Origin of the sequence: Janthinobacterium sp. SUN026, from assembly GCF_030397625.1 — a bacterium.
GTDB classification, from domain to species: Bacteria; Pseudomonadota; Gammaproteobacteria; order Burkholderiales; family Burkholderiaceae_D; genus Janthinobacterium; species Janthinobacterium kumbetense.
The window spans coordinates 129,822-149,661 of sequence record NZ_JAPQNU010000002.1 but is presented as its reverse complement, the minus strand read 5'-3'; the positions used below and the strand labels follow the sequence as shown (position 1 = coordinate 149,661).

Genomic DNA, 19,840 nt, shown 5'->3' with positions numbered 1-19,840 from the left:
GTAAGTCACGATGAAAAAAACCTGTCATGGCAGTTGCCACTGCGGCGCCGTGCGCTTCGCGGCCGAGATCGACCTGGCGGCGCCCAGCCTGCGCTGCAACTGTTCCTATTGCCTGAAAATCCGCTGCTGGGCCAGCCAAGTGCCGCCCACGGCCTTCCGCCTGCTGGCCGGCGAGGCGGACTTGAGCGAATACCGCTTCGGCGCCGGCCGCGAACGCCACTACTTTTGCCGCCACTGCGGCGTGCGCCTGTTCGGCCGTGGCGATTCCGCCCGCAGCGGTGCGTTTGTCGGCATCGGCGTCAACTGCCTCGACGATGCCTCGGCGGCCGAACTGGCCCGGGTGCCCGTCACCTTTGTCGATGGCTTGCATGACGAGTGGAATGTGCCGCCGCAGGAAACACGGCATCTGTAGGGCGTAGGCATCGCTGGGAAGGGAAATGCGGGAGCGCCGCGCCGCAGCCGGCCAGATAAGCACGCGCACCCCGTTGTCTGGATCGGCATTCTGGGCGATAATTACGGCCATGAACGATACCACCACCTTACCCCCATTGCCCGATCGCCTGTCGATCGACCCCAGCAGCCCTTACCACGTTGCAGCCGTGTTCGAGAACGACGTCGGCATCCGCTTCAACGACAAGGAGCGTCTTGACGTGGAAGAATATTGCATCAGCGAACGCTGGATCAAGGTCGCTTCCACCAAGTCGCTGGATCGCCGCGGCCGTCCGCTGCAGATCAAGCTGAAGGGCAAAGTCGAAGCGTTTTACCGCTAAGCAACGCATTCAACTGTCATCGAGGCCGATTTTCATCGGCCTTTTTTGCGTCCGCCGCTTGTTGTTCAAGCATCGCAGGCGACCAGACCGGCCGCGGCCGCCATGGGCAGCCACAGCATGGCGTCGGCCAGCACCTCGTCCGGCGCCCTGCCGCTGGACTGCGCCGCCTGCCGCGCGCACTGCGCCAGCGGCGCGCCGCCGGCCAGCGCTTGCAGCCAATAAAATTGCCAAGACCGCAACTCTTGCATGACGAGCCGGTAATGCATGCGCGTAATGGCGACAAAGGCGGGACTTGCCTCCGGCTGGGCCGGCACGGCGTCGCCGGGTGCGGCCTGCGCCCGTTGCCAGTAGTCGCACAGGGGGAACGACAGGGCCAGCAGCCGCGTGCACGGCGCCAGGCGCCAGGCCGGTGTATTTCCTAATAGCAAGTCCAATCCGGAAGGCAGCATGGGCGGCGCCAGCTTTTCCAGGCCCGGCGCCCTGCCCGCCTCGCTGCGTGCCCGTTCCAGCTGCGCCAGTTCCACGGGAAAGCGCAAGGCTGCCCCTTGCGCGCCGGCGGCACGCTGGCTGGCGGCGAGAAAATCGGCAAAGCCGCCGCCCAGGTCATACAAGGTCGGGGAAGCGGACGGGTGGCGCCAGACATAGGCGCGCGCAAAGAAGGCGAACAGCTCGTCGCCCATGACCTTGCGCAAGACGGGATAGTCGGCTTGCAGGCATTCGAGCAGGCGCAGCACATAGCCATCCGCATGGATGTGCAGCGGCGCCGGCCCGCCCCTGGCCCGTTTCAATACTTGCTCCTGCGTCAAGCCATGGCGCTCGCTGGCCAGCTGGACGCCGCGCGCCGCGCCGCCCGGCGCCGTCATCGCCGTCAGGAACCACGCCTGCAATTGCGCCAGCGGCGCGCGGGCGTCGCCAGATTCGCCTGCGGCGGTGCTACGGGGCATGGGCCGCCTCCAGGTGAAAGCCCAGCGGCGCGGACACGGCGGCGGCAGCCGTGGCGGGCGCCGCATCCGCGAATTCTCCCCGTTCGGCCGCGCGCGCCTTGTCGAGTTCGGCCAGCAGCTGAGGATACGGGGGAATGCCGGCATCCCATTCCAGCAGGGCCGACACGCCGCCCGTCAGCCGCTGCGCCAGCGCGTACAGGCGCCAGACGGCGGCCGGCACGGGCGCGTCGTGGGTGTCGATCAGCACGGCGCCGCACACGGTCGGCCCGGCCAGGTGGATCTGCACGATGTGCGCGTGCGGCAACTGGCGGATGTAGGCGGCCGCGTCATAGCCGTGGTTATGCGCGCTGACGTGGACATTGTTGACGTCAAGCAAGAATCCGCACCCCGTATCCTCGGCCAGGCGGCCCAGGAATTCCCATTCCGGCATGCTGGACTGGGCAAATTCCACGTAGGTGCTGGGGTTTTCCAGGACCAGGGGACGGCCCAGGAATTCCTGCACCTGCCGCACGCGTCCCGCTACGTGGCGCAGGCTGGCCTCGTCCAGCGGCAGCGGCAGCAAGTCGTGGCTGTTGAGCGAGGCGGCACCCGTCCAGCACAGGTGGTCGGAAATCCACACGGGCCGGATCTCCTCGGCCAGCTGGCGCAGCTTGCGCAGGTAGCCGAGATTGAGCGGATCGCTGCTGCCGATCGACAGCGAGACGCCATGCATGACGATGGGCACCTGCGCCGCCACCTGCTCCAGCACGTGGCGCGCATAGCCGTGGTTGTCGATGAAGTTCTCGCTGATGATCTCGAACCAGTCCACCTGCGGCCCGTGGCGCAGGATGTGTTCATAATGCGGTGGGCGCAGCCCCACGCCCAGGCCCAGGTTCGGCAAGCCCAGGCGTGGCGGCACCCCGTGCGTGGCCCGCATCAGGTCGACGGCGGCAAGGCCAGGCGCAGGTCGGTGGGCGGCGGCGGCGCCCCCACCGGCGTGCCGCGCGCCGCCATCACCTTGCCATAGGCTTCCCATGCCTTGTCGTAGACATTGTCGCCCAGCGCAAAGCTCATGCTCTGGCCCAGCGGAATGCTGCGGTGGTCGGGCGCGGGGCCGAAATCGTACAGGGTCATGGTGGCGGGCTCGGGCGGTTCCTTGCCCGAGGTGTTCGGATACAGCTGCGAGGCCGAAATCGGCACGGCGCAGCCGCCGAAGCCGCCGCATTTGTTGTCGCTGGGCGCGCTGTAGACCTTGTCGGGCTGCGGCGGAGGCGGCGGCACGTAGCACGGCGTGCCCGGCGACGCGGCCAGCTTGACCGAGTGGCCGCAGGACGAGCCGCCCGTGTCGGCCTGGGCAAAGCCGCAGCCGCCCTGGGCATGGCAGCCGTTCGAGCCGCGGCAGGTATGGTAGACGGCCAGCGCGGCGCAGGTGGACGAGGCCTCGCCCTCCAGGTGCATGCCCTGGCAGGCGTGGTACAGCACGCTTTTCTCGGCCAGCGGCACGCCCGTTGCCAGGTTCGGCGCCTGGCCCAGCACGGCCCAGCAGATGGCCATGCGGTCGCCCGCGCCCACCATCGACGGATACGGGAAGTCCAGGTCCTGGTTCAGCCAGTACTTGTCCAGCACGGAAGTGATGCCATAGATGGCGCCCGTGGCGACCGTGCTCAGCATCCCCAAGGTGCCGCTGCTATCCTTCAGGCGGTTCAGGGCGCCGGCCACGGCCGCCGGAGCCGGGATATTCCTGGGCGCGGTGGCCGGGTTGTAGCGCTCGTTGGTCAGCATGGCCTCGCTCCAGCGTCCCCCGTCCTGGTGCCAGCCGGCCCAGGTTTTTACGGGCAGCATGGCCTTCACCTGGCCGAAACGCTCGTAGTGGTCGAACGGGGCGCTGTCGTGGCGCGCCTGCGCGTCGCGCGATTCGGCATCCTTGCCATTGTTCGCGTAGGACGGATAATCGCACTTCAGGGCGGCCAGGTCTTCGCGGTAATCGGGCTGCACGGCCATCAGGCGCTGCGCCGCATCGCGGCGGTAGCGCTGGATGGCCGTTGCGCTGCCTTCGCCCTGGTCCGTGATGGCCGCCATCATGTCGATGGCCTTGTTGAACGAGCCCGTCTGGCCGCCATCCTGGTCTTGCGGGCCGAAACAGGTGTCGAACTTGGGAAATTCCGCCCGCGCATGGCCCTGCACCTGGCTGTTGAACATGTCTTGCTGCACCGAGCCGTTGACGAACAGCTTTTGCCACAAGGTCTGGCCATCCGCGTATTCGATGCCGATGTAGCGCGCATAGCATTCGTACATGTAGCCGATGGTGCCGAACAGGGGCAGATCATGCACGTGCTTGCCGGGCGTCCAGCCCACGAACGGTACCTCGGGGAAATATTTGGTGTGGTTGTGCTTGTCGAACTCGGCCAGCTGGGCCCGTGCCTGCTCCTCCGGCTGCTCGATGGCGAGGAACAGGTCGCACTGGTTGGCGTTCAGCTCTTCCAGGTTGACGCGCACGTGGCGGTAGCCGGACGTGTCCTGCAAGTCGACGATGTGCGGGATCACCGTGCGGCTCTTGCCATAGCAGGTCCAGCCGTGGTCCTGCGATTGCAGCTCCGAACCCGTGAAGCATGGCGCCGTGCCGATGGCCGTGGCCAGGTTGGCCGCCATCTGCAGGTGCAGCATTTCCTGGATGAAAACGCTGAAGATGATATTGAAGGCCTTTTGCTCCGCCAGCTCGGGCCGGGCCGTGGTGCCCATGCCCGGCCACTGGCGGCCTTCGTAATACGTGATGCCTTTCGAGTTGATCTGGTGCGTGCCCTGGATCGAATACATGGTGGCCATGTACAGGGGAATGGTGAACAGTTCGACGCTGACGGCCGCCTGGGCGATGGCGCGCACGGCGGCCTTGTCGGTGTCCAGCATGTCGAGCGGACGCCCGGTGATGGCGGGCTGGGTGCTTCCTAAAACGGGCATTTTCATTCTGTATCTCCACAGGAAGGATGCGTTTCGGATATCGGGCCGCGCCGCGCCATCTGCGTGCGCCGATCACGGCACAGAAATCATACGCCTGAGAAAGATACTTTTGCGGCAAGATTTATGCGCCGATCCAGACATTGACCTGCGTCAATATCGCCCCCCTTAGGCCGTGAAAATAGGCGTTTCAGGCGGTCATTCGATGACAATTGAATAGAATCGGCAAAACGCGCGCGTGTATAAGCGGCGCGCCGGCAAACGCCGGCGCGTGGCTTGCATGGTGATAGTCAGGCGCCGGGCGGCGGCTGGAAGGCGCAAAAGCCGGGCCACTGGTCGCGGCTGTCGCACACTTTCAGGCAGCCTTTGTCATCCTTGAACGTGGCGACCACCTTGATGTGGAAACCGTATTTTGGCGTGGTGGCCAGGAAGGCGGACGGGCAGCTTTGCTCGTTGCTGAAACGGAAAGTGATTTCTTCGCGGCGGCCCTTGCGCTCAAAGCCCAGCATGAAGGTTTCATTGCTGTTCCACTGCGCCTTGCCCGGCACGCGGAAGCGGTAGCGCGGGCTGCCCTGCTGCTGGCCGTCGAGTTTCTGGCCGAAGACGCGGCTGCTGGCCGTGGCCGTTTCGACCTTGGCGATCGGATAGGGCACGGCAAACATGTAGGTGCCGGCAAAACCCTGGTCGAAGCCGAGGCCCTTCTGGTAAAACGGTACGACGATATGCGGCGCGCCCGTGTATTCCACGGTATTGCGGGCCGTTACGCGCGACGTCAGCTTGTCATCGGGTGCTTGCCCGAAGACCACGTCCAGTTCCAGCAAGGCTTGTTGCTTGTCGATGTCTTGCGCCAGATAATCCTGGGCGAATATTTCCCCGTGCACGCAGCCGGCCAGCGCGGAGGCGGCGAAGCAGCCGGCGATCAGTCCAGGTATGCTCATGGCTGTTCCCCCTCGGGCGGCGCGGAAATGAGGCCCAGCCCCGTCACCTGCAAGCCGTTCTTGCCCTGTTTCCATTGAAATTGCTGGCCGAACCAGGCCAGTTCCAGCTCGCGCTGGATGCGGTTCGAATCCGTGCGGCCCTGGCGCGCCTTGATGGCGGCGCCCGCCTGTTCGGCAGCGGCCTGCGACAAGGGCTTCAGCCACCGTTGATAGGTGTCGGGCGGCAAGGCCAGGACGCCGGCCACGCCGTCGTCGCGCGTGGCGACGACGACCTCCACGCTGGTCGCCCTGCGGGCCAGATAGGCGCCGCGCCGTCCGTCGGGCGAGACGGAGACCAGCATGGCGGGCGCGTAATCGCCCGTGACGATGCCCGGCATGTCAAACCATAGCAGTTCGCCCGAGTCCGTATCGAGCGCGCGGCCGTCGCGGGCGAACAGCAGTATTTCGCTGCGGCCCGGCTGCGGCACGCCCCATTCGGGGTCGCGCTCCGTGCGCACCATGTCGTCGCGCCGCAAAGGACTGACGGGGCGCATCAACGGTTCGCCGTTCTGCACGCCGATCAATATCGTGCCCTGGCCCGTATAGCCCTTGGTAAAGGCCAGCAGCATGGGCTGGCCTTCGCGCCTGGCCTTGAGGGGCCGCACTTCCACCACTTCGCGCGCGCCGCCGGGCCAATAGCCGTGCTTACGGAAAGACAAGTTGACGAGCGGGTCGTGGCGGTCGCGCGTGACGACAAAGTCGCCGTATTGCTGCATCACCGGCACGTATGGCGTTTGCGCCTGCGCGGCGGGCAAGACGGTGGCCAGCAAGCTGGCGGCGGCCGCCAGGCGGCATAAAGGAAGAGACAGCATGGCATCCTGCAAGAGTCGCACGGGGCGAAGGAACAGCATCATAGACGATTCCTCGTCTGCAACACTGTCCGATAGGAAACATCAGTGGCGCTGGATTTCGATCAGCTCGATCTCGAACAGCTTGGGCCACAGTTTCCCCGTGACAAACAAACGCTTGCCGTGCGCATCCCAGGCGATTCCGTTGAGCACGGCGTCGGGATTGGCCGTGCCCCGCTGCTCGGGCGGCAGCAAGCCCGTCAGGTCGATCCAGCCCACGACTTTGCCGCTGGCCGGGTCGATGCGGGCGATCACGTCCGCGCCCCACACATTGGCAAACAATTGCCCGTCGACCATTTCCAGTTCGTTCAGGCGCTCGATGGGGCGGCCCTCGGCCTTCACTTCGAAGCGGCGCACCTCGGCCAGGGTTTTCGGATTGAGCACGCGGATGGCTGCCGTGCCGTCGCTCATGTAGACGAAATGACCATCGCTGGCCAGGCCCCAGCCTTCGCCCTGGTAGCTGAATTTGCGTTTCAGCTTGAACGTTCTCTGGTCGAACACATAACCGGTCTGCGAAATCCACGTCAGTCCCAGGATTTCATCGCCCACGTCCGTGATGCCTTCGCCAAACACATTCTTGTCCAGCATGCTTTTCTGCAGCACCTTGCCCGTCGTCAATTCCACCTTGCGCAAGGACGACTGGCCGTTCTGGCCCGTGCTTTCATACAGATGGCCATCCTTGAACAGCAAGCCCTGGGTAAACGCCTGGGGGTCGTGCGGATAGGTATTCTTGACGAAATAGCCATACACGGGAATGGCGGCCTGGGCGTAGCCCATTTCGCTCATCAGGCCCACGGTGCATAGCAATCCCAGCAGCAGCGAGCCTGCCGTGCGTTTGATTTTGGCTGTAACCTTGGCGTTGATGTTCATCTGGTCGGACGGAAGTTGGCGAGCGCCTATTGTAAACGTGCCGCGTCCGTCATGCGCGCCCTGACGAGCTCCAGCCAGGCGCGGGCGGCAAACGACAGCCGCCCGCCGCGGCGCCAGGCCAGCATCAGATTCCATTCCACGGGCGGGCCGGCCAGGGGAATGACGGCAAACTGCGATGGTTCCAGGGTGTCGCAATACATCTTCGGCAGCAGGCAGATGCCCACGCCCAGGCGGACCAGCGAGGCAATAAAGTCCCACTGCCCGCTGCGGCCCGTGATGCGCGGGGCGAAACCGGCGCGCTGGCAGGCGTCCAGCACGATGTCGTTCAGGGCAAACGCGGCGCCATAGAAAATGAAGGGGCTGTCGGCCAGTTCGGCCAGGGCGACGGAAGAACGTCCCTGCCACGGCGAGCCGGGCGCGGCCAGCAGGCACAGCGGCGAGCGCACGAGGGGCAGCGCCTCGAAATCCTGCCAGGTGGCCGCATTGCCCGGATAGTCGAGCATGGTGCCCAGCTCCACCGTGCCCGTGCGCAAGTCGCGCTCGATGGCTTGCGTGCCGCTTTCATACATTTTCAGCTCGATGCCCGGATAGCGCTGGTGGTACTCGGCCAGCCACGGCGCCAGGGTGGAATGGGTTTGCGGCGACACGCCGACCCGTAATTCTCCCCGCTCCAGATGTTGCAGGTCGCGCAACTCCACCTTCAGTTCCGCGTGCAGGGCCAGCAATGTATGCGCGCGCGACAGCACCACCTTGCCCGCGTCCGTCAAGGTAAAACGCTTGCCGGCGCGGTCCAGCAAGGCCAGGTCCAGCGACTGTTCCAGTTGGGCAATCATCTTGCTCACTGTCGGTTGCGTCACGTGCAGCCTGGCGGCCGCGCGCGTAAAACTGTTCTGTTCCACCACTTCGACGAAGTAGCGCAGGGAGCGGATATCCATGATGCATTCCAATATCGAATGATTTTCATGAGTTTAAGTCATTTTATCTTTTGATGTGGGGTCTCTACAATGAAAACTTCCCCCTGCCGTTTGAAAGCCTGCCGTGAAAGCCTTGCACTGTTCCACCGCCGCCCTGCCCGCCATCCCTGCCTGGCGCCAGCCCGCACAGACCGTGTGGCAAGTGGGCGTGCTGATCGCCGCCTGGTGGCTGGCTGATGAGGCCGCCTCCGCGCTGCACCTGCCATTTTCCGGCGGCGTCGTCGGTCTGTTCGTGCTGGTGGCCCTGCTGCTGGTAGGCTGGGTGCGGCCAGCCGCCATCGAACTGGGCGCGAACTGGCTGCTGGCCAACATGCTGCTGTTCTTCATTCCGCTGGTCGTGTCCGCGGTGCAATTTACGCAACTATTGAAGTCGCAAGGCCTGATGCTGTTCGTGAATATCGGCCTGGGCTTTGCCAGCGTGATGCTGGCCACGGCGTTGACGGTGGAATGGGTGTGCCGCTATGAGCGCAAGTTGCGCCTGCAGAAACTGCTGCGCCGGCGCGCCGCAAGGACGGCGGCATGAACACCCTGCTTTTGTCCCTGCTGTTTTTGCTGCTGACCCTGGTGCTGTTCTATGCCAACCAGGCGCTGCACCGCCGCCATCCGCATTTCCTGCTCACGCCCGCCATCTGCACCTCGGCGATATTGATCGTCATCGTGCAGGCGACGTCGACGCCGTTCGCCACGTATTTCGGCGAAACGCGCTGGCTGCCGTGGCTGCTGGGCCCGGCCACCATCGCCTTTGCGCTGCCCATCTTCCAGGAACGCAAGCTGATCCGCAAACACTGGCTGGCCCTGTCGCTGGGCAGCTGCGCCGGCATTGTTGCCTCGATGGCCGCCACCCTGTTGCTGGACCGGCTGCTGGGCGTGCATGGCGACATGGCGCGCAGCCTGCTGGCCCGTTCCGTGTCGACGCCGTTCGCGCTGGAAGCGTCGCGCCACATGGGCGGCTCGGCCCAGTTGACGGGCATCTTCGTCGTGATGACGGGCTTGTTCGGCTTGATGCTGGGCAAACCGCTCTTGAAACTGCTGCCCTTGCGCATGCGCATCGCCCGTGGCGCCCCGTATGGCGCGGCCGCGCACGGTTTTGGATTGTCCGTGGCGCGCCGGGTGGGCACGGAAGAAGGCGCCGTGGCCAGCCTGACGATGATTTTCTCGGGCGTCGTGACCGTATTGCTGGCGCCGTTGCTGGGCAGATTGTTGGGCTAACGGTCCACGGGAAAGGCGTTTATCGGGGATAATACGTCTTTCCCCATTCCAAGCAGCCGCGCCACGATGAAATACCCTGCAGTGCTTCCCTTCAGCGACATCCTGCCGCGCCTGAATGAATTCGATGCCATCATCGACGTGCGCAGCCCGTCCGAGTTCGCGGAAGACCACTTGCCGGGCGCCATCAACCTGCCCGTGCTGGACGACGAACAGCGCGTGCGCGTCGGTACCCTATATAAACAGACCAGCGCCTTCGAGGCGAAGAAGCTGGGCGCGGCGCTGATCGCCAGGAACATCGCGCAACATATCGAAGACGGTTTCCTCGGCCACCCGCAGCACTGGAAACCCCTCGTGTACTGCTGGCGCGGCGGCAACCGCAGCGGCGCCATGGCGCATATCCTGGCGCGCATCGGCTGGCCCGTCACGCAGCTCGAAGGCGGCTACAAGGATTACCGCCGCCATGTGAATGCGGAACTGGCCACCTTGCCCGAACGCTTCGACTTCATCAACGTGCTGTGCGGCCCCACGGGCAGCGGCAAGAGCCGTTTGCTGCAAGTGCTGGACAAGCAAGGCGCGCAAGTGATCGACCTGGAAGACCTGGCGGCCCACCGCGGCTCCGTGCTGGGCGGCTTGCCCGAGGCGGACCAGCCGGCGCAAAAAGCGTTTGAAAGCGCGCTGTGGCAGCAACTGCGCCATTTCGACCCGCAACTCCCCGTCTTCATCGAATCGGAAAGCAAGAAAGTGGGCCGTTTGCGCGTGCCCGATGCGCTGATGGACAAGATGCGCGCGGCCGCCTGCACGGACGTGCGGCTGGCCACGGAGCAGCGCGTGCAACTGCTGATGCAGGACTACGAGCATTTCGTCGGCGATGCGGCGCGCCTGAACGTGCAGCTGGCCCTGTTGACGCAGCTGCACGGCAAGGAAAAAATTGCCCACTGGCAGCAGCTGGCCACTTCCGGCCGCATGGCCGAGCTCGTGGAAGAGTTGCTGGTGCAGCATTACGACCCCGTCTACCGGCAATCGATCGCCCGCAACTTCAGCCGCTACGCCCAGGCGACGCCGCTGGTCTTGCCCGACATTTCAGAACATGCCTTTGAGCAAGCCGCGCGCGCATTATGTGCTATCGTCGGCGAACACCGTACCGCCAGCGCCGCGTAAGCGCCGGCGCAGCTTTTGATGACCTTTTTGAGCAGGATGACGACCATGTCCGATAGCGCAGCAACACCCAATACCCCCATCCGATTGACCGAATTTGCCCATGGCGGCGGCTGCGGCTGCAAAATCGCGCCGGGCGTGCTGGCCGATATTTTAAAGGGCAGCGGCGGCTTTCCCCTGCCGAAGGAATTGCTGGTCGGCATAGAAACCTCGGATGACGCGGCCGTCTACCAGCTCAACGACGAGCAGGCGCTGATCGCCACGACGGATTTCTTCATGCCCATCGTCGACGATCCGTTCGACTTCGGCCGCATCGCCGCCACCAACGCCATTTCCGACGTGTACGCCATGGGCGGCACGCCCATCATGGCGCTGGCCCTGGTCGGCATGCCGATCAACAAGCTGCCCGTGGAAACCATCGGCCTCATCTTGAAAGGCGGCGAAACCATCTGCGCCCAGGCCGGCATCCCCATCGCGGGCGGCCACACCATCGATTCCGTCGAACCGATCTATGGCCTGGTCGTGCTGGGCCTGGTCCACCCATCGCAAGTAAAACGCAACGCGGGCGCGCGCGCCGGCGACAAGCTGGTATTGGGCAAGCCGATCGGCGTGGGCATCCTGTCGGCCGCGCTGAAAAAGAACGCGCTGGACGCGGATGGCTACGCTTCTTTAATCGACAACACCACCAAATTGAATACCCCGGGCAAGAAACTGGCCCTGCTGGACGGCGTGCATGCGCTGACGGATGTGACGGGCTTCGGCTTGCTGGGCCACACCCTGGAACTGGCGCGCGGCGCCAAGTTGCAGGCGCGCATCACCATGCGTGACGTGCCGCTGCTGCCGCAAGTGCAGCAACTGGCACAGAACGGCAACATCACGGGCGCCTCGAACCGCAACTGGCAGGGCTATGGCGCGCAAGTGGCGCTGGACGACAGCCTGAGCGCCATCGACAAGGCGATTTTGACGGACCCGCAAACGGCCGGCCCCCTGCTGGTGGCCTGCGCGCCGGAAGCCGTCGAGCAAGTGCTGGCGATTTTCCGCGCCGAAGGCTTTGGCGACGCCGTCGTCATCGGCGAGATGCAGGAAGGCAGTACCGGGGTTTCCGTAATCTAATGAATATTTTTTGCAAAGGCAGTCCCATGACCACATTCTCCAACTCATTTTCCAAGTTCCCCGCCATCCTGGCCACCGTCGCCGCCACCCTGGCCATCCACAGCGGCCTGGCGCAAGCGCAGCAAGTGCTGCGCGTCTCCGCCATCCCCGACGAAGCGCCGACGGAATTGCAGCGCAAGTTCAAGCCGCTGGGCAGCTACCTGGAGAAAAAGCTGGGCATGAAGGTGGAATTTACGCCCGTCACCGATTACGCGGCATCCGTCGAAGGCTTGATCAATAACAAGCTCGACATGGTCTGGTTCGGCGGTTTTACCTTCGTGCAAGCGAACGTGCGCAGCGGCGGCAAGATCGTGCCCCTGGTGCAGCGCGAGGAAGACACGAAGTTCCGCTCGGTATTTGTGACCACCAGCAAGGACATCAATCAATTGTCCGACCTGAAAGGCAAGAATTTCACATTCGGCTCGGAATCGTCGACCTCGGGTCACTTGATGCCGCGCTACTACTTGCTGGCCGCCAAGATCAACCCGGACACGGACATGAAGCGCATCGCGTTTTCCGGCGCGCATGACGCCACCGTGGCGGCTGTGGCCGGCGGCAAGGTCGATGCTGGCACCTTGAACATTTCCGTGTGGGAAAAGCTCGTCGAAACGAAAAAGGTCGATCCAAGCAAGGTGCGCGTGTTCTACACGACGCCAGGCTACTACGATTACAACTGGAGCGTGCGCGCCGACATGAACCCCGTCGTGCGCAAGAAGCTGACGGACGCCTTCCTGGCGCTGGACCCATCGACGGCCGAAGGCAAGGAAATCCTCGAACTGCAGCGCGCCACCAAGTTCATCCCGACCAAGGCCGAGAACTACAAGGATATCGAAGCGGCTGCGCGCGATGCGAAGTTGTTGAAGTAACTGCTGAAACTTGCCGGATGGCGTCCTGCGGACGCATCCGGCACACTCCCCCACACCGAAATCTCGCATGACATTCCAACTTCACAAGGTCAGCGTCCACCACGCGGGCGCCGCCGGCAATGCGCTGGCCCTGCGCGACCTGGACCTGGACGTGGCCCAGGGTGAGCAGATCGCCCTGATCGGCCCGTCCGGCGCCGGCAAGACCAGCCTGCTGCACACCTTGGCGTGCGCGCTGCGTCCCGAATCCGGCACCTTGGACATCCTGGGTATTTCTCCCTGGCAAATCGGCAGCGCCGAGCGCCACGCCTTGCGCGCGCGCCTGTTCCTGGCGCCGCAAACGCCACCCTTGCCGCCGCGCCAGCGCGTCGTCAACGCCGTGCTGGCGGGCCGCTTGCCCCAATGGAGCTTGTGGACGGCCATCCGTTCGCTGCTGGCGCCCGTCGACCCGCGCGCCGCGTGGGAAGCTTTAGGTAAATTCAACCTGCAGGATAAGCTGTATGCACGGGTCGACCGCCTGTCCGGCGGCGAACGCCAGCGCTGCGGCATGGCGCGCGCGCTCGTGTCGGATGCGCAAGTGTTCCTCGTCGACGAACCGCTGTCCGCGCTCGACCCCACGCTGGCCTTGCAGACGATCCACGTGCTGCAAGCGGAAGCGACGGCGCGCAACGCCACCCTGATCTGCAGCCTGCACCAGGTGGAAATCGCCCGCGCCTGCTTTACGCGCATCGTCGCCTTGCGCGACGGCAAGATCGTCTTCGACTTGCCTGGCGCCCAGGTCAGCGACGCCATGATCGCCGAACTGTACCGCAACAAGGCCGATACGGCGCCGCAGTTCGAGGCCGTGGAAATGCAGCTGGACGCCGCGAGGCCCCTTTGCTGACGAGCACCGCCATGCCGCGCGACCCCGCCTGGCGCGGCCGCCTGACCGGCGCCGCCATCGTGCTGCTCGTGCTGTGGCCGATGCTGGCGCAGGCCGAGTTCAAGCCGTGGATTTTATGGGATGCGCAAAGCCTGGCGGCCACCTGGCAATTCCTTGCCAGCTTCGTGCCGCCCGCCCACTCGCTGGAATTCCTGCAACTGGTGGCCGTTTCCAGCTGGGAAACCATCGCCATGGCCACGGCCGGCATGGCGCTGGCCATGCTGGGCGCCATCCCCCTGACCTTGCTGGTGACGGAACGATTGTCGATTTCGCGCCTCGGCTCCGGCCGGGTGGCGCCCCTGGCCGCCGCCCTGCGCCACGCGGTCCGTGCCTTGCTGGTGCTGCTGCGCAGCGTGCCGGAACTGGTGTGGGCATTGTTATTGGTGCGCATCGTGGGACTGGGGCCGACGGCGGGCGTGATCGCCATCGCCCTCACCTATTGCGGCATGCTGGGCAAGGTCTACGCGGAAATCCTCGAATCGTCGGATGCGTCCGCCTGCAACGCGCTATTGCACAACGGCAGCGGCCGCCTGAAAGCCTTGCTGTACGGCGCCCTGCCCGAATCGGCCGCCGAACTGGTGTCGTACACGATTTACCGCTGGGAATGCGCGATCCGCGGCTCCGTCGTCATGGGCTTTGTCGGCGCGGGCGGCCTGGGCCAGCGCATGGATGAATCGATGAAGATGATGGCGGGCAGCGAACTGGCCACCATGCTGATGGTCTTCGTGCTGCTGGTGGCGGGCGCCGACGCCGTCTCCGCCATGTTGCGCCGGAGGCTGGCATGAAGAGCGACACGTCCATGCTGCCTGTTTCAGAGCCTATCCGTTGGTCCACCTGGGCCTTGCTGGCCGGTTTGTTGCTGCTGGTCATCGCCAGCTTCGCCACCCTGCCCCTGAAATGGGGTGAGTTTTTCAGCGCGGACGCCGTGCGCACGAGCGCCGACTTCCTGCACGGCTTCGCCCCGCCCGAGCTGGCCAGCCCCTTCCTGATGAAGGTCGGCGTGGCCACGTTCGAGACCCTGGCCATGTCGGCCATCGGCACGGTCATCGCGGCCGTATTCGGCGCGCTGCTGGCCCTGCCCGCCAGCGGGCGCTTTGGCACCGTGGCGCGCAACGCGACGCGCGGCGTGTTGAATGTGCTGCGCTCGATCCCGGAACTGGTCTGGGCGTCAATTTTACTGATCGCCGCCGGCCTGGGCCCGTTCGCGGGCACCCTGGCGCTGGTCCTGCACACGGTGGGCGTGCTGGGCCGCTTGTTTGCCGACGCCTTCGAGAATTGCCCGCCCTTGCCGGCGGCGACCTTGCGCATCAACGGCGCGCGCCCCGCCGTGGCCTTCCTGTACGCGACCTTGCCGCAATGCAGCCCGCAAATGATGTCCTACACCCTGTACCGCTGGGAAAACAATATCCGCGCCGCCGCCATCCTCGGCGTCGTCGGCGCCGGTGGCCTGGGGCAGATGCTGAAATACCATCTGTCGCTGTTCCAGATGCAGAATGCCGCCACCGTCATCGTCGCCATGCTGCTGATGGTGGCCGCCGTCGATGGCCTCAGCTACCTGCTGCGCCGCGCCATGACCCGTTAAATTTTACTTTTCACAAGGAACGCCCATGTCAGGCTGGTGGACCATTATCTCGACAGAAACGCCGGAACAGCTGGCCGACATGACGAAAATCAACAAGGACGCGTTTCTCGCCACCTGGGAAGCGGGCCTGTTCGGCGCCGACTGGATCGCGCAATTGTGCACCCAAGGCAAGGCGACCCAGCTGTCGTCGAACGGTTTTCCCAACCGCTACACGGCTTCGGCGGACGTCATCGCGCCCCTGCTGCAGGCGGGCATTGCCCAAGCGCAGGACGGTGAGTTTCCTCAAGACAAGCCCACGGGCTGGCCCGGCAGCATTACCGTGCACCGGGAACGCGTTGCCGCCTGCCAAGCCGGGCAACTGCTGACGATCGAAGTGTGGGACCAGTCATGACGCAAGCGTTGATCATTCGCAAGGAAACTGCGGCCGACGTCGACGCCATCGACCGCCTCACGCGCGACGCCTTTCTGCATGCGGAACACACGGACCATACGGAACAGTTCATCGTCAAGGCCTTGCGCGACGCGGGCGCCCTGAGCGTGTCGCTGGTGGCCGAACTGGAAGGCGCCATCATCGGCCACGTGGCCGCCTCCCCCGTCAGTATCAGCGACGGCACGCCGCGCTGGTATGGGCTGGGTCCCGTTTCCGTTGCCCCTGGCCATCAGCAACAGGGCGTGGGCAGCCAGCTCATCGGGCAATTGCTGGACGACTTGCGCCAGCTGGGCGCAGCCGGCTGCGTGGTGCTGGGCGAGCCACGGTATTACGGGCGTTTCGGCTTCCGCGCGGACGCTGCCTTGACCCTGCCGGGCGTGCCGGCCGAGTATTTCCAGACACTGCATCTGGCGGGCCCCTTACCAACAGGCAACGTGACCTACCACCGCGCGTTCGAGGCCAACAGCTAGGCAAAGTCTTACGCGCATACAACACTGCAGCATGCACGGGCACCAGCAAGGCATTGATGCTGTTAATATTGCCAAATACTTAAATGACTGGCGCCATCCATGGATGCGCGCCACGCCATTCAAGCATGATGAACGTCTTTCCCGCCTATGCGGGCCACCCTTGCATGGAATTGCCGGCACCATGAAAAAATTGTTTTTTGGTATTACCACCGCCTGCTGCGGGCTGCTCACCAACGCCAGCGCCGCCCCTGTCGAAGACTTTATCGGCACCTGGAAACTGGAACGCACCACCGTGCCGAACTATGTTGTCATCAAGCACGATGGCGACCGGCTCGTGGCCCTGCGCTACTCGCGCAATGTCCTCACCAACAAGATCGTCGAACGGCGCTTTCCCGCCAGCTATGCGGACGGCGACATCACCATCGCTGCGGGCGAGACAGTCATCGAGGCGCGCAGCGTGAACGACGTGGCGACCGTCACGATGCTGGCGGAAGCGTACAGAAAGATTTCCTCGTCCACGGACGCGCCCACCAGTTAAGGAATGTCGCAGACTTGAATCACATCCTCATCCGCCCCACCGGCGCCGCCGACTGGCCGGCGCTGAAATCCACGCGCCTGGCCGCCTTGCTTGACGCCCCCACGGCCTTTGGCGCCAGCCACGCCAGCGCGGCCGCTTTTTCGGACGCCGACTGGCAGCAGCGCGCCGTCAGCACGCCGCAGCGCACGTTTTTCCTCGCCTTTGACGCAGAACAACCCATCGGCCTGGCCGCGCAAGTGGTGGCCGGCAATGGCGAATGCCACCTGATCGCCATGTGGGTGGCGCAGCCATACCGGGGCCAGGCCGTGGCACAAGAGCTGGTCGAGGCCGTGAAACGATGCGCCGTCGGCAATGGCCACACGCGGCTGGTACTCGGCGTCGCACCGGAAAATGCGCGCGCGGCCGCGTTTTACCAGAAACAGGGCTTTGTCTTTTTACCGGAATGGGAAGCGCTGGAAAGCCATCCCCATATCCGCGTGCAGAAAATGGAATGGCTGGCGGTAGCATGAGTTCTATCACTGCGCGTAGCGGCCATTCTTGCGCCCCCCCGAGGATGAATCGTGTTTGACTGGATTTTTGACGGCATCGTCTGGATCGTTCGTCTGCTGATCTATAACCTGTTAGGAACGGTCATTGAAAAGCTGTTCTATTGGCCGGGCTGGGCAATACTACGACTACTCACGCTTGGCCACTACCCGCCGGCGAGAGCGTTGCCGCATAATCGCTTTGCCGTCGCCCTGTTTGCTGCGGTAGTCATCGCTTCCGGCCTGTTGATGGCATTGACGTAATACAGTGTTTTATCAAATAAAGGGCAACAGCAAGGAATGCCCGCATCCGGGCCCGGATGCCCTGTTTTCCTTCGCGCTGTGGCGATAACAATGTTTCATGCACTGCTCATCAGAATAGAGACGGAATTTCATGTGCCGCTGTAAAGAACTACCATTGGCCATTGCAGATCTCGGCGAAAGGGAAAAAAGCTTTAATTATCAAGGTGCACAGGAATTTTCTGCCTATTTTCAGGAACTGGACACGGAAGACTTCTCACCAGCACTCGACCATGAAAGGTCTCACTATGTGTGCAACATATGTTCGCAAAAATGGTATGTGGAATGCGCACCTGAGCAGACAAGCTGGCCCCTGTTTGCCATGAAAGAGGTGGCGGGTACGCTGACCTGGAAGTCGGCCAGCGTGGCGGCCCAGAAGGCTTTTCTGGAGGTGCTTGCACATGGTGGATTTTCCGGGGAACCATGCTTGTTTAGAAACTGCACCGGATTGGCCTTGAACGGGCGTTTCGTTTGCTACGCACACCTGCAGTAATCAGCCATGCATGCCCCGCTGGAGAATTTACCATCCTTAAAAATTAATGGATTATGCCGAAACATAAAGCACTTGCCGAAGGACTTGCACTGGTCTTTCAAGGTATCGCACATCTCAACTCGACATTTCCAAACCGGAAATTTACTGTTGATGGCCGCCTTGTGGGGGATATTGGAGAGATCATTGCCTCGCTTGAATATGACGTGATGCTCGACGAAGTATCACAGCCCCTCTACGACGGAGTCAGCAGCGATGAAAAACGTGTGCAAGTAAAGGCAACTTTCAAGGATAGCCTGACCTTCAAGGGAACACCCGATTACTTTCTCGGTTTTAAGCTCTTTCCCGATGGAAATTACGAGGAAATATATAACGGTCCGGGCAGTATCATTTATGACAGATACGCGCATCGACGCGGCATCGGCACAACTTTGCTTTCTTTCCCCAATGTCGTTTTAAAGCAGCTTTCAAGTGCGGTAGCACCCGGTTCAAGAGTGCGGAAACGCGACATGCAAGCGGATGAAGATGGTCATGAAGATACGCAATCGACCAGGCACGACATTATCTGCATATGAATAGCTTGAATGTTATTTAAAGGAATTACTCATCACAGTTCCCGAAATATTTTTCCGGCAACCCGGATGCTGTAATTCCAAACCGCATGAATTGCCGTCCTTGCCAGGCGCTCTTTCCCGGCCAATAAATAACTACCCCTGCCATCTGGCGGAAAAGCGTTGAGTCACGGGATTCTAAAAAGAGCGTGCTGCATTTTTGCGGCGCCATGCGAAAAAACAGCTGATTCAAGCATTCCATTGCTCCAGATTGACACTCTGTCCTAAAAATCCCCATTCATCGCCATTCTTTTCTACACTCATGTTTCCTTGAATGGGCAGGAAAAACAGACTGCTCTGACTTGATAAACAATGACGTGAGAGGCAAATGAACAGGATGAATATGCGTGCAATCGCCGGACTTCTGCTGTGTGCATGCGGCTCCGCCGTCCACGCCCAGGCTGATGTAGAACAAGCCGTGGCGACGGCCGTGGAACAGGTCGTGGAACAAACTGAACCCGCGGCGGCGTCCGTCAATGTCAAAGGCATCCGGGATCCGGATTGGAAACCCTACAGCGCCATGCTCAAGGGAGTGAAACGCTTCGAGGAAAAACACGGTCTGGCGCCTGGCGCTGAATTGCGCTTCATCCTGGAGCCGCGCCGTGCCGATGTCGACATGCACGCCATTGCGCTGCGGCTGGAAAGCGACGAGGCGGGCAAGGCGATACCGCTGGGAGAGCGCAATATCTTCACCTTGCCTGTGGAACAGGGTGCGCTGTATGAGAAGGCCGAGCTGACCGTGAACCGCAAGGCGGGGTCGGTCAGGTGGATACCCTACGTCAGGAGCGCGGCCACCAGCGACACGATCCGCCGCCTGGGCGACCTGCGGCTGGCGTGCGAAGTGCATTGGGCCATCGACAAGGAAACCTTGCCTTTCGCCATGCGCACCACGATGAGCGCATTGGGCGGCCCATGCAATTTCGTGTCGCAAAAGGGAACCTACAGCTTTTCCGAACCACGGCGCATCACGGCGGCAACGATCAGTTTTAAAGGCAAGAGCGCACCCGTACCCTTCAGCGGAACGTCGTTCACGCCGCCGCTGCGGGAACAGGACTGGAGCGACGACAGCGTGCTCGAACTGACGTTTGAAGACGAGAAATAAGGTTTTGTTCCTGCCGGCATGGGCGCAACGGGAGAGCAGTCCGCACATTCAGGCGCAGAATGTGCACTGAAACATGGTCCCGTAGGTTGCGCAGGACTTGCATAAAACATCATCAACAGGAGCTTGAAAATGGTTTTATCAATATTCAGGGAATTACATCATGCAAAGTAAAAAATCC

Annotated in this window: 25 protein-coding genes; 18 read left to right on the top strand and 7 right to left on the bottom strand. The window is 62.9% G+C overall.

Annotated features, from left to right (window positions below; translation table 11 throughout):
- Positions 1 to 10: 10 nt before the first annotated feature.
- Complete coding sequence (locus OX459_RS10450) at positions 11 to 412, top strand: GFA family protein (protein ID WP_251348675.1); 402 nt, start codon at positions 11 to 13, stop codon at positions 410 to 412.
- A gap of 109 nt (positions 413 to 521) precedes the next feature.
- Complete coding sequence (locus OX459_RS10445) at positions 522 to 770, top strand: DUF3297 family protein (protein ID WP_010398340.1); 249 nt, start codon at positions 522 to 524, stop codon at positions 768 to 770.
- A 65-nt stretch (positions 771 to 835) separates the two neighbouring features.
- Here the strand turns inward: OX459_RS10445 and OX459_RS10440 are convergent, their stop codons facing one another.
- The 7 genes from OX459_RS10440 to OX459_RS10410 all read right to left on the bottom strand — a co-directional run bounded on the left by OX459_RS10440 (position 836) and on the right by OX459_RS10410 (position 8,275).
- Positions 836 to 1,714, bottom strand: coding sequence for a DNA-binding domain-containing protein (locus tag OX459_RS10440; protein WP_289904941.1), 879 nt, complete (start codon positions 1,712 to 1,714; stop codon positions 836 to 838).
- Positions 1,704 to 2,630, bottom strand: coding sequence for a DUF692 domain-containing protein (locus OX459_RS10435; RefSeq protein WP_289905580.1), 927 nt, complete (start codon positions 2,628 to 2,630; stop codon positions 1,704 to 1,706). The genes OX459_RS10440 and OX459_RS10435 overlap by 11 nt, the downstream gene beginning before the upstream one ends.
- Positions 2,630 to 4,654, bottom strand: coding sequence for a ferritin-like domain-containing protein (locus tag OX459_RS10430; RefSeq protein ID WP_289904940.1), 2,025 nt, complete (start codon positions 4,652 to 4,654; stop codon positions 2,630 to 2,632). Before OX459_RS10430 ends, OX459_RS10435 begins: the two co-directional genes overlap by 1 nt.
- Positions 4,655 to 4,935: 281 nt before the next feature.
- Positions 4,936 to 5,583 carry a hypothetical protein gene (locus OX459_RS10425; protein ID WP_289904939.1) on the bottom strand — a complete coding sequence of 216 codons (648 nt, stop codon included), beginning with the start codon at positions 5,581 to 5,583 and terminating at the stop codon, positions 4,936 to 4,938.
- On the bottom strand, positions 5,580 to 6,476 hold the full coding sequence (locus OX459_RS10420; RefSeq protein ID WP_289904938.1) for a hypothetical protein: 897 nt from the start codon (positions 6,474 to 6,476) through the stop codon (positions 5,580 to 5,582). Before OX459_RS10420 ends, OX459_RS10425 begins: the two co-directional genes overlap by 4 nt.
- 39 nt (positions 6,477 to 6,515) lie before the next feature.
- Positions 6,516 to 7,340 carry a glutaminyl-peptide cyclotransferase gene (locus tag OX459_RS10415; protein ID WP_289904937.1) on the bottom strand — a complete coding sequence of 275 codons (825 nt, stop codon included), beginning with the start codon at positions 7,338 to 7,340 and terminating at the stop codon, positions 6,516 to 6,518.
- 26 nt (positions 7,341 to 7,366) lie between these two features.
- Positions 7,367 to 8,275 (bottom strand): LysR family transcriptional regulator, encoded by a 909-nt coding sequence (locus OX459_RS10410; RefSeq protein WP_289904936.1) that lies wholly within the window; start codon positions 8,273 to 8,275, stop codon positions 7,367 to 7,369.
- 103 nt (positions 8,276 to 8,378) lie between these two features.
- Here OX459_RS10410 and OX459_RS10405 point away from each other — a divergent pair, with 103 nt between their 5' ends.
- The 16 genes from OX459_RS10405 (at position 8,379) to OX459_RS10330 (ending at position 19,662) form a co-directional block, all read left to right on the top strand.
- Complete coding sequence (locus OX459_RS10405; RefSeq protein WP_289904935.1) at positions 8,379 to 8,837, top strand: CidA/LrgA family protein; 459 nt, start codon at positions 8,379 to 8,381, stop codon at positions 8,835 to 8,837.
- Positions 8,834 to 9,523 carry an LrgB family protein gene (locus OX459_RS10400; RefSeq protein WP_289904934.1) on the top strand — a complete coding sequence of 230 codons (690 nt, stop codon included), beginning with the start codon at positions 8,834 to 8,836 and terminating at the stop codon, positions 9,521 to 9,523. Before OX459_RS10405 ends, OX459_RS10400 begins: the two co-directional genes overlap by 4 nt.
- 66 nt (positions 9,524 to 9,589) lie before the next feature.
- The gene (mnmH, locus tag OX459_RS10395; protein WP_289904933.1) at positions 9,590 to 10,681 is read left to right on the top strand and encodes a tRNA 2-selenouridine(34) synthase MnmH; all 1,092 of its coding nucleotides are present in this window, start codon (positions 9,590 to 9,592) and stop codon (positions 10,679 to 10,681) included.
- Positions 10,682 to 10,726: 45 nt separating this feature from the next.
- Complete coding sequence (gene selD, locus OX459_RS10390; protein ID WP_289904932.1) at positions 10,727 to 11,791, top strand: selenide, water dikinase SelD; 1,065 nt, start codon at positions 10,727 to 10,729, stop codon at positions 11,789 to 11,791.
- 26 nt (positions 11,792 to 11,817) lie between these two features.
- The gene (locus OX459_RS10385) at positions 11,818 to 12,696 is read left to right on the top strand and encodes a putative selenate ABC transporter substrate-binding protein (RefSeq protein ID WP_289904931.1); all 879 of its coding nucleotides are present in this window, start codon (positions 11,818 to 11,820) and stop codon (positions 12,694 to 12,696) included.
- 67 nt (positions 12,697 to 12,763) lie between these two features.
- The gene (locus OX459_RS10380; protein WP_289904930.1) at positions 12,764 to 13,576 is read left to right on the top strand and encodes an ATP-binding cassette domain-containing protein; all 813 of its coding nucleotides are present in this window, start codon (positions 12,764 to 12,766) and stop codon (positions 13,574 to 13,576) included.
- An 11-nt stretch (positions 13,577 to 13,587) separates the two neighbouring features.
- Positions 13,588 to 14,400, top strand: a complete 813-nt coding sequence (locus OX459_RS10375; protein WP_289905579.1) for an ABC transporter permease — start codon at positions 13,588 to 13,590, stop codon at positions 14,398 to 14,400.
- The gene (gene phnE, locus OX459_RS10370; protein ID WP_289904929.1) at positions 14,397 to 15,197 is read left to right on the top strand and encodes a phosphonate ABC transporter, permease protein PhnE; all 801 of its coding nucleotides are present in this window, start codon (positions 14,397 to 14,399) and stop codon (positions 15,195 to 15,197) included. Before OX459_RS10375 ends, phnE begins: the two co-directional genes overlap by 4 nt.
- A gap of 25 nt (positions 15,198 to 15,222) precedes the next feature.
- Positions 15,223 to 15,588: a hypothetical protein gene (locus tag OX459_RS10365; protein WP_289904928.1), complete on the top strand. Its 366-nt coding sequence runs from the start codon at positions 15,223 to 15,225 to the stop codon at positions 15,586 to 15,588.
- The gene (locus OX459_RS10360) at positions 15,585 to 16,097 is read left to right on the top strand and encodes an N-acetyltransferase (protein ID WP_289904927.1); all 513 of its coding nucleotides are present in this window, start codon (positions 15,585 to 15,587) and stop codon (positions 16,095 to 16,097) included. Before OX459_RS10365 ends, OX459_RS10360 begins: the two co-directional genes overlap by 4 nt.
- A gap of 181 nt (positions 16,098 to 16,278) precedes the next feature.
- The gene (locus tag OX459_RS10355) at positions 16,279 to 16,635 is read left to right on the top strand and encodes a hypothetical protein (RefSeq protein ID WP_289904926.1); all 357 of its coding nucleotides are present in this window, start codon (positions 16,279 to 16,281) and stop codon (positions 16,633 to 16,635) included.
- 14 nt (positions 16,636 to 16,649) lie between these two features.
- Positions 16,650 to 17,144 carry a GNAT family N-acetyltransferase gene (locus OX459_RS10350; protein WP_289904925.1) on the top strand — a complete coding sequence of 165 codons (495 nt, stop codon included), beginning with the start codon at positions 16,650 to 16,652 and terminating at the stop codon, positions 17,142 to 17,144.
- Between the two features lie 51 nt (positions 17,145 to 17,195).
- The gene (locus OX459_RS10345; protein ID WP_289904924.1) at positions 17,196 to 17,423 is read left to right on the top strand and encodes a hypothetical protein; all 228 of its coding nucleotides are present in this window, start codon (positions 17,196 to 17,198) and stop codon (positions 17,421 to 17,423) included.
- 154 nt (positions 17,424 to 17,577) lie between these two features.
- Positions 17,578 to 17,952 (top strand): hypothetical protein, encoded by a 375-nt coding sequence (locus OX459_RS10340; RefSeq protein WP_289904923.1) that lies wholly within the window; start codon positions 17,578 to 17,580, stop codon positions 17,950 to 17,952.
- 53 nt (positions 17,953 to 18,005) lie between these two features.
- Positions 18,006 to 18,524: a hypothetical protein gene (locus OX459_RS10335; protein ID WP_289904922.1), complete on the top strand. Its 519-nt coding sequence runs from the start codon at positions 18,006 to 18,008 to the stop codon at positions 18,522 to 18,524.
- 478 nt (positions 18,525 to 19,002) lie between these two features.
- Positions 19,003 to 19,662 (top strand): hypothetical protein, encoded by a 660-nt coding sequence (locus tag OX459_RS10330; RefSeq protein WP_289904921.1) that lies wholly within the window; start codon positions 19,003 to 19,005, stop codon positions 19,660 to 19,662.
- Positions 19,663 to 19,840: the final 178 nt, after the last annotated feature.